Source organism: Streptomyces sp. NPDC002958, assembly GCF_055563255.1.
In genome coordinates, this window is sequence record NZ_JBVHDS010000007.1 from 183147 (window position 1) to 194951 (window position 11805).

The window sequence follows — 11805 nt, forward strand, 5'->3', positions numbered from 1 at the left end:
ACACGTTTCCCCCCGTCAGGGTTGTACGCGCGCGGCACCGCGTTTGACGCAGTGCGACATGCCCTCATACGTACCTGCTCTTCCCCAAATGCCCTGAATATGCGCCCCGCCGCGCAAGAAGTGACCGCCAGGAAGTGGCTGCCAAGAAGTGACCGCATAGACGCGCACTCTCTGTCCGGCGGTTGCAGCAGGCGGGAAGGTCATCGTCGGATACCCCGACACCCCAGCTCAAGAGGCTCAGACCTTCAACTTGCTCACAGGGCATTCACAGAGCGTACAAAACAGGTTCGATCAGACCCAGGGAAATTCGGCGGCCACCGTTTCGGCGATCTGCGCCACGTTCAACGCCGCTCCCTTGCGGAGGTTGTCGCCGCAGACGAACAGTTCCAGCCCCCGGGGATCGTCCAGCGACCTGCGCACCCGCCCGACCCAGGTCGGATCGGTACCGACGACATCGGCCGGCGTCGGAAAGTCCCCAGCCGCCGGGCTGTCGTACAGCACCACGCCCGGCGCCGTCGCCAGGATCTCGTGGGCCCGGTCGACCGCGATCTCGTTCTCGAACCGTGCGTGCACGGACATCGAGTGCGTTGCGATGACGGGTACGTAGACACAGGTCGCCGCCACCCGCAGGCTCGGCAGGTCCAGGATCTTGCGGCACTCCTCGCGGATCGCCAGTTCCTCCGACGACCAGCCGTCCCCGGCCTCGGTCCCGGCCCAGGGCACCACGTTGAGGGCCACCGGCGCGGCAAAGGGGCTGCCTTCCGCGTCCCCCAGGGCCCGGCGTACGTCCCCGGGCTTCGTACCCAGATCCGTACCGGCCACCAACGACAGCTGTTCGCGCAGCGCCGCGACACCGTCGCGGCCCGCCCCGCTCACCGCCTGGTACGAGGAGACGACCAGTTCCCGCACCCCGTATTCGGCGTGCAGCGCACCGACCGCGACGATCAGCGAGAGTGTCGTGCAGTTCGGGCTCGCGACGATGCCGCGCGGCCTGATCCGTACGGCATGCGGATTGATCTCGGGCACGACCAGCGGAACGTCCGCGTCCAGCCGGAACGCTGTGGAGTCGTCGATGACGACGGTGCCCTTGGCGGCGGCGATCGGCGCCCACTGCGCGGAGACTTCGTCGGGCACCAGGAACAGCGCCACGTCGATGTCGTCGAAGACGTCCTCGGTGAGTGCGAGGACTTCGCTCTCCTCGCCGCGTACGACCAGCTTGCGGCCGGCCGAGCGCGGCGAGGCGATCAGCTTCACCTCGCCCCAGACATCCGCGTGCTGCGAAAGGATCTGGAGCATGACGCCGCCGATCGCCCCGGTCGCTCCGACGACCGCGAGCGAAGGGCGACGGACGGTCATCGGCCGGTGCCCCCGTAGACGACGGCTTCGTCGGAATCGCTGTCGAGACCGAAGGCGGTGTGTACGGCGCGCACAGCCTCGTTGACGTCGTCGGCGCGGGTGACCACCGAGATGCGGATCTCGGACGTCGAGATGAGCTCGATGTTCACACCGGCGTCCGACAGCGCCTCGAAGAAGCCCGCCGTGACACCCGGGTTGGTCTTCATACCGGCACCGACCAGGGAGATCTTCGCGATCTGGTCGTCATAGCGCAGCGACTCGAAGCCGATGGTGCCGCGGTTGCGCTCCAGGGCGTCGATGGCCTTGCGGCCCTCGGCCTTCGGCAGCGTGAAAGAGATGTCGGTCAGACCGGTCGACGCGGCGGAGACGTTCTGCACCACCATGTCGATGTTGACTTCCGCGTTCGCGATGGTGCGGAAGATCGCGGCGGCCTCGCCCGGCTTGTCGGGCACGCCGACGACGGTGATCTTGGCCTCGGAGACGTCATGGGCGACTCCGGAGATGATCGCGTGCTCCACCTTCTGGTCCCCTTGCGGCTCGTTGCTGACCCAGGTTCCGCGCAGTCCGGAGAAGGACGAGCGGACGTGGATCGGGATGTTGTAGCGGCGTGCGTACTCCACGCATCGGTGCAGCAGCACCTTGGAGCCGGACGCGGCCAGCTCCAGCATGTCCTCGAAGGAGATCCAGTCGATCTTCCGGGCCTTCTTCACGACCCGCGGGTCAGCGGTGAAGACACCGTCCACATCGGTGTAGATCTCACAGACCTCGGCGTCCAGCGCGGCCGCGAGCGCGACAGCGGTGGTGTCGGACCCGCCGCGGCCGAGGGTGGTGATGTCCTTCTTGTCCTGGGACACACCCTGGAACCCCGCGACGATCGCGATGTTCCCCTCGTCCAGCGCCGTACGGATACGGCCCGGCGTCACATCGATGATGCGCGCTTTGTTGTGGACCGAGTCGGTGATGACTCCTGCCTGGCTGCCTGTGAACGACTGGGCCTCGTGGCCCAGGTTTTTGATCGCCATCGCCAGCAGGGCCATGGAGATCCGCTCTCCGGCGGTCAGCAGCATGTCGAACTCACGCCCGGCAGGGATCGGGGATACCTGCCCGGCGAGATCGATCAACTCGTCCGTCGTGTCGCCCATCGCCGACACCACGACAACCACCTGGTTGCCGTTCTTCTTGGCATCGACGATTCGCTTGGCGACGCGCTTGATGCCTTCGGCATCGGCTACGGAGGAGCCTCCGTACTTCTGCACGACAAGGCCCACGTGCGCTCCTCGCTCAGTCCATTACTGCGGTCGACTCAGTCTAACGAGCAGTCCGGAAACGCCCCGCCAATACCACATGGTGAGATGTCCCGCTCAGCACGTGATCACCGGCGCGTCGCCCCGAACTGCTCGTACGGGGCTGCTGCCCGCCGTTCGGGCGCTTACTCCTGTATGTGGCCCGGCCCACACGCGCGACAAGCCGGGTCCGCGATTCATGAACCACCCACCTCCAGCGTGGACCGGAACCTTACCGTCCGCCCTTCGGGAGGCCCCGCCATACGTGAGCCGCTACGCGTGCGTAAGCCGCTACGCGTGCTCCCCCGTAATCCTGGCCCCGGCGTCCACACCCGCCCACGCCGACACCCCCCTGGCCGACGCCCGCCCACGCGGGCGCACCAGCTTCGCCACCCACGCCGACGCCCCGATCTACGCGGGCGCAAACCCCTGGACCCACATCGTCGGCTGCCTGGCCCCGGGCGCCCCTGTGAACGGCACCCGCCAGGGCGCGGACGAGCTGTGGCGCGTGTCGCGAACGGGCAACGGGCGCAGCTGGGGTTCATGCGGGCGGGTGATCTGCGGTGCGACGGGGGGAGTGACGGCGGGGAGGTGAAGGCGGGCTACTCGGGCCGGTCCGCCATTCCGGGTTCGACGACCCAACGGCTCGGATGCCCGGTGATCCCGGCGATCCGGTCGTAGTCCTCGTCGTAGTGCAGGACGGTGACGCCGCTTCCGATTGTGGGTCCCTCAACGCGAACCTAGAACGCGCGCACGCTGTGAAGCAGGCGAATCACGGAACGTCACCCGCACGTGTGTGCACGGGACTTGGGAGGTGGGTGGGTTGAACCCAACCACCCATTCCTCAAGAAAAGGGCTCGGGCCTCGGGGCCCGGAGCCCGGAGCCCGAGGCCCGAGCCCCGGGCCGACCTGCGACGATTCAGCAGCGAGCGACGACGAAGGCCGCCCAGGGTGCGGCAGGGACGGTGAGCTCTGGGCTGCCGCAGAGCTTGGAGTCCCGAATGTGTATGGCAAAGGGGCAGGGGGCGACCTCTACACAGGCACCCTTGTCGCCTTCGCTGTACGTGGACTTGTGCCAGGCGAGGGCCGCCTCGACGCAGGCGCCGCCTTCACACTCGGGCGTCGAGTGTCACGTTGCCGCGAAGGACAGGTGGGCGCCGGACGCTACTGCGCCGGTCGCAGCCCCAGCGGTCCCGCGATCTCCTCGGCCATCACGCGGCCCGCTTCCTCGGCCAGCTCGTCGTCGGCGGTCTCCGAGTCCGTGTCCAGGCCGTCCAGCTCCTGGAGGGGCTGGTTGAGGCGGATGTGGGCAATCAGGGACTGGAGGGCGCGCAGAGTGGCGGATGCGGTGGAGCCCCAGTTGGAGAAGTAGGAGAACTGCCACCACCACAGGGCCTCGGTCGTGCGGTCCTCTTCGTAGTGGGCCAGGCCGTGGCGCAGGTCGGTGACCAGGTCGGCCAGGTCGTCGGAGATACGGGCCGGGACCGGTGCCTTGCGGGGCTCGTACGGGTCGAAGACCTCGGAGTAGACATCGATCGGCTCCAGCAGGGCGGCGAACCGCGCGCGCAGTCCGTCTGCGTCCGGTTCCGCACCCAGATCCGGCTCGTAGCGCCCGTCGGGGACGATGTCCTCGTACGCACCGAGCCGGCCGCCCGCCAGCAGCAGCTGGGAGACCTGGAGCAGCAGGACGGGGACGGCCTCCTCGGGCTCCTCGACCTTCGACACCTCGGTGACCGCGACGATGAACGTCTTGATCTGGTCGGCGATCTGGACGGCGAAGTCGTCCGGGTCCTGCGTGACGGAGTTCAGCGTGGCGTCAGACATCGAGGGGACCTCCCGTGGGCACGGTCGCGAACGGTGAGTAGAACATAGCGTCGCTGAACGTGAAGCCGTCGTGAGCCGATGCAAGAACTTCGGACGTCGTAAAGGCATCAGACATCGAGCAGGCGCCTCCCCTCGAAGGCGCGCCCCAGAGTGACCTCGTCCGCGTACTCCAGGTCGCCACCCACCGGCAGGCCGCTGGCCAGCCTGGTGACCCGCAGGCCCATCGGCTTGACCATCCGCGCCAGGTACGTCGCGGTGGCCTCGCCCTCCAGGTTGGGGTCGGTCGCCAGGATCAGCTCCGTGATCGAGCCGTCGGCGAGACGGGCGAGCAGCTCACGGATGCGCAGATCGTCGGGGCCGACGCCCTCGATCGGGCTGATCGCGCCGCCGAGCACGTGGTACCGGCCCCGGAACTCACGGGTCCGCTCGATCGCGACGACATCCTTCGGCTCCTCGACCACACAGATGACCGTCTGGTCTCGGCGCGCGTCCCGGCAGATGTTGCACTGCTCCTGCTGCGCAACATTGCCGCAGAGCGAACAGAACCGGACCTTGTCCTTGACCTCCAGGAGGGCATGGGCGAGGCGACGCACATCGGTCGGCTCGGCCTGCAGGATGTGGAAAGCGATCCGCTGCGCGCTCTTGGGACCGACGCCGGGCAGCCTGCCCAACTCGTCGATGAGGTCCTGAACCACGCCTTCGTACAACGGAACGCCTTCCTGGATGAGCTATGACTACAACTTACGAGTTCGGATCGCAGGTCAGAAGAGATCGGAAGAGATCCGAAGGGCCCAACCGCCTCAGAAGGTCAGAAGGGAAGGCCGGGCATGCCGCCCAGGCCCTGGGCCAGCGGGCCCAGCTTCTGCTGCTGAAGCTGCTGCGCGTTCTCGTTCGCTGCCTGGACTGCGGCGACGACGAGGTCCGCGAGCGTCTCGGTGTCCTCCGGGTCGACGGCCTTCGGGTCGATCACCAGAGCACGGAGCTCACCGGAGCCGGTCACGGTCGCCTTCACCAGACCGCCACCCGCCTGCCCCTCGACCTCCGTCCTGGCCAATTCCTCCTGGGCCGCGGCAAGGTCCTGCTGCATCTTCTGGGCCTGCTGCAGCAGCTGCTGCATATTGGGCTGACCACCACCGGGAATCACGGTCACTCCTGGCAATTCGACGACAAAATGTTTCGGTACGCCGAGCCTACGTGGTCACCGCGCAGCGCGCCCCACCCACTGGCGAGCAACTCTTTCGAGTGAGTTTCAGGCAACGTCAGCGGGACTCCTATACCTGATCACAAACCCTGCACACCCGGGAATACTGCGATTTCGACCCCACGGCCCACCATTCGGCGGTAGGAAGGGCATACGCATCAGGACACGCAGGCGCACCGATCGTCACGCAAGGTTACGTACGCGGGACAGTCGGCCACGCCGGAGAGCAGTGATCAGCCCACCGTCGAACACACGCCGCACATCAGGCGTCGTTACGCAGAATGCAGAGGAGTACCCCGGTGAGTCAGCCGGAGATGCAGCCCGAAGGGCCGCCCCGCAACGAGCCCGGTTCGGCCGGTTCCTCCGGTTCGGGCTCCGGCGCACGCGGCCGGGGCGCGCGGGGTCGGGGCACGCGGGGCCGGGACCTGACCGGTATGCCGTTCCCGCTCGGCGACTGGGGCGAACCCGCCGAACGCCTCGACGAGCTGTACCGCTGGGTCGAGGCCGATGCGCTGCGCACCGCCGACTGGTATCTGGGTGACCGGGTATGGAAGCGGCGCGGGGCCAGGGCGCTGCGGATCGGTACGGCAGCCGGGGCGATCGCGGGCGCCGCGCTGCCACTACTCGATCTGACCGGTGCGCTGGACGGGGCGGCGGGCTGGGGCTATCTGTCGCTGCTACTGGGCGCCGCGTGCATGGCGTGCGATCGATATTTCGGCCTGACCTCGGGCTGGATAAGGAACCTCGCCACCGCCCAGGCCGTGCAGCGGCGGCTTCAGGTGCTGCAATTCGACTGGGCGTCGGAGTGCGTACGGGAGGTGCTTGGCCCGACCGAGGGGACGGCCAGCGAGGCAGCCGAGCGGTGTCTGGGGGTGCTGCGGCGGTTCTCGGAGGACATCACGGAGCTCGTGCGGACCGAAACCGCGGACTGGATGGTGGAGTTCCGGGCCGGGCCGGCACCCATGGGGATGCAGGCGCTGTCGTCGGGCGGCGGGGGCGGGGGGCGTGCGGACCAGGGGGCACTGCCAGGACGGTTCCCGATGCAGACGATGGCCCGGCCGAACATGCCGCGGCAGCGGCCCCCGGAGTCACCGCGGTGATCCCACCGCGGTGACACCGGAGGCGCCTGACCGCCTCGGTACCCATACCTGTACCGGCACCGACACCAGTGTCTGTGCCGGATGTCTGTGCCGGGTATCCGCTTCAGCTGAAGATGATCATGGAACCTTGGGCGAGGCTGCGGGTGGCCGCCGCGTGCAGGCCCAGCCAGACGTGCCGCTCGCGGGCGAACGGACTGCCGTCGTACGGGACAGGGCCTGCCGGTTCCTCCAGGGAGGTCGGTGCGGCGGGCGGCAACGGGGCGGGCGGCGGGTTCGCCGGGTCGATTCCGATGGACGGGGCGACGAACTGCAGCTCACGCAACAGCCCGTGCGCGGAGCCGAGCGGACCACCGCCCTCCAGCAGGTCGTCGTTGGAGATCGGGAAGGCGAAGTCCAGCGGGACGTACGCCCCCGCGTGGTCGTAGTGCCAGACCAGGTGGGACTGCTGGGCTGTCGCCTCGAACATCTCCAGCAACTGCTGGTAGTCCCCGCCCAGTTCATCGACGGGCATGACGGCGAAGCCGCTGAGCTGGAGCAGATAGGCGCGGCGCAGAAAGTGCAGGGCGTCGTAGTCGAAGCCCGCGATCGGAGCGACGTCGCCTGTCAGGCCCGGCATATAGGCGTACACGGGGACGGGCGGCAGTCCTGCCTCGCCCAGCGCCTTGTCGTAGACGGCAATCTCTTCGGCGAACGGGTTGTCGGGGCTGTGGCACAGCACATCGACGAGGGGGACCAGCCACAGGTCACAGGCCACGAAGTCTCGCTCTCCCACGGGGGCGTATCGGAATATTCACAGCAGTCGGGACAGCGTAATGCGGTGGGCTCGTTGCGCACAGTGGTCGGCGGTGACGGGACTAGCTCGAAGCGGGCAGGGGCCCGGCCGCGGCCCCGTGGTCCCGGGCCCCGGGCAGCGCTTCGGGGCCCGGGGCCCGGCCCGGTCAGCGCGGTCAGCGCGGTCAGCGCGGTCAGCGCTTCGGGGGTTGCGGCTCCGGCGCTCCGAGGGTCGGGGCCTTCCTGTTCGACCGCGGACCCTGCGGACCGTGGCCCGGGTGCGCGGGGTTTCCGGCCGCGAGCCGGTCCGCCCAGTTCAGCGCGTGTGCGCTGTAGTCGTCCATCACCGCACGCACCGCGTCGTGATCGCAGAGCGTGATCGCCGCAACGAGTTCCGGATGGCCGTGCCAGAGCCATTCCCGGGCGCCCACGTCATGGCGCAGATACGGCACCGCGAACACCCAGGCCTGGACGCGCAGCCGGTGCAGGAAATCGGTGATGTACGTGTTGCCCACGAGCGCGCCCAGCTCGCGCCAGAAACGCAGGTCGTAGCCGATGAGGATGTCGAGGTCGCCGCCCTGCGCCGCCCGTGCGGCCTCCTGTGCCCTGCGGCGTACGGAGACCAGACAGTCCCGGTCCGTCCCCATCTGCGCGGTCGACAGCGTGGGCCCATAGAAGATGCCGCGGATGACTCCGTCGATGACCAGGCTGCGGGCCTCGACCATCGACCGGTAGTCGGCGACGGTGAACTCACGCACCCGAAAGCCGCGGTGCTGATCCGATTCGAGCAGGCCCTGCGCGGAGAGATCGAAGAGCGCCTCGCGCACCGGCGTCGCGGAGACACCGTACTGCTCGGCTATCTGCTTGACGGTGAACTCCCGTCCCGGTTGCAAACGCCCAGCAAGCACTTCGTCACGCAGCGCGTCTGCGATCTGCTGCCGCAGCGTACTGCGGGTCACAGCTCCGCTCGCGCCCATGGGCCCCTCCCCTTTTTCGGCTTGGGTCACCTTAAGCCAGGGTTGCCCTGCCCGGATCCGGGCAGGGGAGGGGCACCCTACTGCTGGGTAGCGAGGGCCCGCGCTACACGGTGTACTCGTCCGCGACCGACAGCGCAACGTCGAGAGCCGCGAGGCCCTCCTTGGCCTCGGCCTCGGTGACATTGCAGGCCGGAACGGCGTGGGTGCGGTTCATGTTGATGAAGGGCCACAGGCCGTTCTTCTTCGCCGCCGCACCGAAGGCCGCCATCGGCACGTTGGCCTCGCCCGCCGCGTTGTACGGGACCAGCGGCTCGCGGGTCTCCCTGTCACGGACCAGGTCCAGTGCCCAGAACGCGCCGAGGCCGCGGACCTCGCCGACCGACGGGTGGCGCTCGGCGAGCTCGCGCAGGCCGGGGCCGAGGACCGTCTCGCCGATGTGGGCGGCGTTCTCGATGACCTTCTCGTCCTCCATCACATGAATGGTGGCGACAGCGGCGGCGCAGGCCAGCGGGTGACCGGAGTAGGTCAGTCCGCCCGGATAGGGGCGGGTCTCGAAGGTGGCGGCGATCTCGGCGGAGATGGCGACACCGCCGAGCGGCACGTAACCGGAGTTGACGCCCTTGGCGAAGGTCATCAGGTCCGGCACCACGTCGAAGTGGTCGGCGGCGAACCACTTGCCGGTGCGCCCGAAGCCGGCCATCACCTCGTCGAGGACGAAGACGATGCCGTACCGGTCGCAGATCTCGCGTACGCCCGCGAGATAGCCGGGCGGCGGCGTCATGATGCCCGCCGTGCCGGGGATCGTCTCCAGAATGATCGCAGCGATGGTGGCGGGGCCCTCGAAGGCGAGGGTGTCCTCCAGGTGCTGGAGGGCGCGGGCACACTCCTCGGCCTCCGTCCCGGCGTGGAACGGCGAGCGGTAGAGGAACGGGGCCCAGAAGCGGACGACGCCCGCCGAGCCGTTGTCGGACGGCCAGCGGCGCGGGTCACCGGTCAGGTTGATCGCGGTGGAGGTGGCGCCGTGGTACGAGCGGTAGGCGGAGAGCACCTTCGTACGGCCGGTGTGCAGCCGGGCCATCCGGACGGCGTTCTCCACGGCCTCCGCGCCGCCGTTGGTGAAGAAGATCTTGTCCAGGTCACCGGGGGTGCGCTCGGCGATGAGGCGTGCGGCCTCGGAGCGCGCCTCGATCGCGAACGCGGGGGCGAAGGTGGCGAGCTTGCCCGCCTGCTCCTGGATCGCGGCGACGACGGTGGGGTGCTGGTAGCCGATGTTGGTGTAGACGAGGCCGCTGGTGAAGTCCAGGTAGCGGTTGCCGTCGTAGTCCCAGAAGTACGCCCCCTCGGCGCCGGCGACGGCGAGCGGGTCGATCAGGCCCTGGGCGGACCAGGAGTGGAACACGTGCGCACGGTCAGCGGCCTTCACAGCCGCACCGGCAGCGGAGTCGACTTGCGGGGCATGAGGGGCATGAGGGGTCATGCGGCGAGCGTAAGTCGCGTCGGGAGCGGCTCGGCATGACCACGTTGTATGGCGTGGCGCGCTTTGGTGGGCAGAGTGTCGGGTCGGCGCGGTGGGCGGGGCACTCGACACCGTCACCGAAGGCGGCGGCCTCACCCGCACCGGGGCCCTGGTCGGTTCGCCCGGCTTCATGGCGCCCGAGCAGGTGCGGGGCGAGCGGGTTACCCCGGCGTGCGACGTGTTCTGTCTCGGCTCGGTACTGGCGTACGCGTCGACCGGCCGGCTTCCGTTCGAGGCGTCCAACAGCAATGCGCATGCGCAGATGTCGGCAAGTGGTACGACGCGGGCTCGCAGTACTTCAAGCTCGGCACCAGCGGCAAGTCCATCGTGACGCTCACCGGCACCCATGAAACGGGCTACCGGATGCGTGTCCGTGCCTCGCTAGACCAGCGGCTTCGCCGACATCAGCAGGTGTTGGTGAGCGGGGTGCGATGCATTGTCCGCCGCGTCCTCCCGGGATGCCCGCCCAGTGACCATCGCGCGCTGGCCGGGGCCCATCAGGTCGAACCGGACCACGGGCGCGTCGAACGAGGCCAGGGCGTCCATCAGGTACGAGGGGTTGAAGGCGACCGTCAGCTCATCGGTGCCGTCGAGGACGGCAGGCAGACGTTGGGAGGCGATGTCGTCCTCGTAACCTGCCTGCAGCAGTACCGAGTCACCGGAGAACGTCAGTTGGAGCGGGCTGCCGCCCTCCGCCACCACGGCGACGCGCTTGACGGCCTCGACCAGGGGTGCCCTGTCCGTCACCGCAGAGACGGGATCCACCATGGCGAACAGCTTGTCGTGGCGCGGCAGTCGGCCGTCGAGCAGACGCACCGTGGTGCGCATCCCGGCCAGTTCGAAACCGACCGAACCGCCGTCCAGCGCGAGTTGGACCATTCCGGCCCGGCCGAAGGAGCGGGCGATCTCGGTCAGCCTGCGGGCGGAAACCACGACATCGGCCGAGACGCCGTCCATCCCGGGCTTCCAGAGGAGCGTGCGTACCGCGAACCGGTAGCGGTCCGTGGCGGCGAGCGTCATCGTGTCGCCGTCGAGCGCCAGCCGGATACCGGTCAGGGTCGGCAGCGTGTCGTCCCGGCCCGCCGCCACCGTGACATGGGCGACGGCCGCGGCGAACTCCTCCGCGTCCACCGCACCGAGCACCTCCGGCAGCGACGGCAGCGCCGGATAGTCGTCGAACGGCAGCACCGAGAGCCCGAACCGGGCACTGTCACTCGACAGCGAGAACCGTGAACCCTCGACCGCGCACTCCACCGCCCCCTCGGGCAGCACCCGGCAGACATCGAGCAGCCGACGGCCCATGACCAGCACCTTCCCGGCCCGTACGGTCTCCGCCTCCACCTCGATACACGCGGACGCCTCATAGTCGAGCCCCGAGATGCGCAGCCGGTCGTCAGCCGCCTCCAACAGGAGCCCGCCCAGAACAGGAACGGGCGAGCGCGTGGGCAGCACCCGGGCCGCCCAGGCCACGGCGTCGGTCAGTGCGCTGCGCTCAATGCGGAACTCCATGGCGGCGGCCTCTCCCGGTCGTCTCTGATCGTGTCCTGATCCTGAGCCGACCCTAGGGGCCACCACTGACAACGGAAGGAGAAGAGACGGTCGCGGCCGACGACAGCGGCCACCCCCGTGAGCCGCTGCCGTCGTCCCCGTGCCCCTCCCCCGAAGGGCCCCGCGACCGCGTTCGGACTCTAGAACGTCGGGTAGGCATCAGGAAGATTCAGTTCGCACTGTGTGGCCCGCCAGAGGTATCAGTCCGCACAGCCAAACCGGTACGCTG

11 protein-coding genes and 2 pseudogenes are annotated in these 11805 nt (G+C 68.8%); 3 read left to right on the plus strand and 10 right to left on the minus strand.

From position 1 onward, the window contains the following. Window positions 1-291: 291 nt before the first annotated feature. Complete coding sequence (locus ACZ3IC_RS15425; protein WP_467416393.1) at window positions 292-1356, minus strand: aspartate-semialdehyde dehydrogenase; 1065 nt, start codon at window positions 1354-1356, stop codon at window positions 292-294. Then, the gene (locus tag ACZ3IC_RS15430) at window positions 1353-2624 is read right to left on the minus strand and encodes an aspartate kinase (RefSeq protein ID WP_467416395.1); all 1272 of its coding nucleotides are present in this window, start codon (window positions 2622-2624) and stop codon (window positions 1353-1355) included. The genes ACZ3IC_RS15425 and ACZ3IC_RS15430 overlap by 4 nt, the downstream gene beginning before the upstream one ends. Before the next feature lie 280 nt (window positions 2625-2904). Between ACZ3IC_RS15430 and ACZ3IC_RS15435 the strand changes: the two genes are divergently transcribed. After that, a complete protein-coding gene (locus tag ACZ3IC_RS15435; RefSeq protein ID WP_467416398.1) occupies window positions 2905-3234 on the plus strand; it encodes a hypothetical protein in 330 nt (109 codons plus the stop codon). Window positions 3235-3558: 324 nt separating this feature from the next. Here ACZ3IC_RS15435 and ACZ3IC_RS15440 read toward each other — a convergent pair. The 4 genes and pseudogenes from ACZ3IC_RS15440 to ACZ3IC_RS15455 form a co-directional block, all read right to left on the minus strand. Continuing rightward, a pseudogene (locus tag ACZ3IC_RS15440) lies at window positions 3559-3711 on the minus strand (DUF397 domain-containing protein); the annotation flags it as partial. 92 nt (window positions 3712-3803) lie between these two features. Next, complete coding sequence (locus ACZ3IC_RS15445) at window positions 3804-4463, minus strand: DUF5063 domain-containing protein (protein WP_467416399.1); 660 nt, start codon at window positions 4461-4463, stop codon at window positions 3804-3806. A 107-nt stretch (window positions 4464-4570) separates the two neighbouring features. Beyond that, entirely contained in the window at window positions 4571-5170 is a 600-nt protein-coding gene (recR, locus tag ACZ3IC_RS15450) for a recombination mediator RecR (protein WP_467416402.1), read from the minus strand. Window positions 5171-5271: 101 nt separating this feature from the next. Continuing rightward, a complete protein-coding gene (locus tag ACZ3IC_RS15455) occupies window positions 5272-5607 on the minus strand; it encodes a YbaB/EbfC family nucleoid-associated protein (protein ID WP_266365457.1) in 336 nt (111 codons plus the stop codon). 356 nt (window positions 5608-5963) lie between these two features. Between ACZ3IC_RS15455 and ACZ3IC_RS15460 the strand changes: the two genes are divergently transcribed. Continuing rightward, window positions 5964-6764, plus strand: a complete 801-nt coding sequence (locus ACZ3IC_RS15460) for an SLATT domain-containing protein (protein ID WP_467416404.1) — start codon at window positions 5964-5966, stop codon at window positions 6762-6764. 103 nt (window positions 6765-6867) lie between these two features. On the opposite strand, the gene ACZ3IC_RS15465 is transcribed toward ACZ3IC_RS15460, so the two are convergent. The 3 genes from ACZ3IC_RS15465 to ACZ3IC_RS15475 form a co-directional block, all read right to left on the minus strand. Continuing rightward, the gene (locus ACZ3IC_RS15465) at window positions 6868-7518 is read right to left on the minus strand and encodes a hypothetical protein (protein WP_467416707.1); all 651 of its coding nucleotides are present in this window, start codon (window positions 7516-7518) and stop codon (window positions 6868-6870) included. 211 nt (window positions 7519-7729) lie between these two features. Continuing rightward, window positions 7730-8512, minus strand: coding sequence for a GntR family transcriptional regulator (locus tag ACZ3IC_RS15470; protein ID WP_467416406.1), 783 nt, complete (start codon window positions 8510-8512; stop codon window positions 7730-7732). A gap of 103 nt (window positions 8513-8615) precedes the next feature. Then, the gene (locus ACZ3IC_RS15475) at window positions 8616-9989 is read right to left on the minus strand and encodes an aminotransferase class III-fold pyridoxal phosphate-dependent enzyme (protein ID WP_467416408.1); all 1374 of its coding nucleotides are present in this window, start codon (window positions 9987-9989) and stop codon (window positions 8616-8618) included. Window positions 9990-10080: 91 nt separating this feature from the next. Between ACZ3IC_RS15475 and ACZ3IC_RS15480 the strand changes: the two are divergent. Further along, window positions 10081-10293 (plus strand): annotated as a pseudogene (locus tag ACZ3IC_RS15480) (protein kinase domain-containing protein); the annotation flags it as partial. A 116-nt stretch (window positions 10294-10409) separates the two neighbouring features. On the opposite strand, the gene dnaN reads toward ACZ3IC_RS15480, so the two are convergent. Continuing rightward, the gene (gene dnaN, locus ACZ3IC_RS15485; protein WP_467416409.1) at window positions 10410-11537 is read right to left on the minus strand and encodes a DNA polymerase III subunit beta; all 1128 of its coding nucleotides are present in this window, start codon (window positions 11535-11537) and stop codon (window positions 10410-10412) included. Between the last annotated feature and the right edge of the window lie 268 nt (window positions 11538-11805).